Origin of the sequence: Halobellus sp. Atlit-38R (assembly GCF_003665925.1) — an archaeon.
GTDB lineage: Archaea > Halobacteriota > Halobacteria > Halobacteriales > Haloferacaceae > Haloquadratum > Haloquadratum inordinatus.
Window position 1 is genome coordinate 1 of record NZ_QXIJ01000145.1, and the last position, 583, is coordinate 583.

Genomic DNA, 583 nt, shown 5'->3' on the forward strand with positions numbered 1-583 from the left:
GGGGTCGAGAACCTCGTCGGCTTCGTCCTCGGTGAGGTAGCCTTCGTCGACGGCGACCTGTCGGACCGTCTTGTCTTCGGCGAGTGCCTTCTTAGCGACCTTCGAGGCCTTGTTGTAGCCGATTGCGGGGTTGAGCGCCGTCGCCAGCGCCATGGACTGTTCGACCTGCTCCGCGCAGTGGTCCTCGTTGGCTTCGAGTTTGGCGACGAAGCGCTCGGCGAACACTTCGGAAGCGTTCGTGAGCATCTTCGCCGATTCGAGGAAGTTGTGCGCGAGGACGGACTTGTAGAGGTTGAGGTCGATTTGACCTTCTGCGGCACCTGCGGCGACCGCAGCGTCGTTGCCGACGACCTGCTTGTGGACCTGGTTGACCGCTTCCGCGACGACCGGGTTGATTTTGCCGGGCATGATGGAGGAGCCGGGCTGGTTCTCCGGCTGTTCGAGTTCGCCGAGCCCGTTGCGCGGGCCGGACGCGAGCAGGCGGAGGTCGTTTGCGATTTTGTTCAGGGAGCCGGCGACGGTGCGGAGCGCGCCGTGGGCCTCGCTCATCGCGTCGTGGGCCGCCTGCGCCTCGAAGTGGTTG

1 protein-coding gene is annotated in these 583 nt (G+C 65.0%); it reads right to left on the reverse strand.

Going from position 1 to position 583, the window contains the following annotated elements:
* Window positions 1-583: lyase family protein (locus D3D02_RS18605; RefSeq protein ID WP_255410177.1), on the reverse strand; the 583-nt coding region annotated here is incomplete at both ends.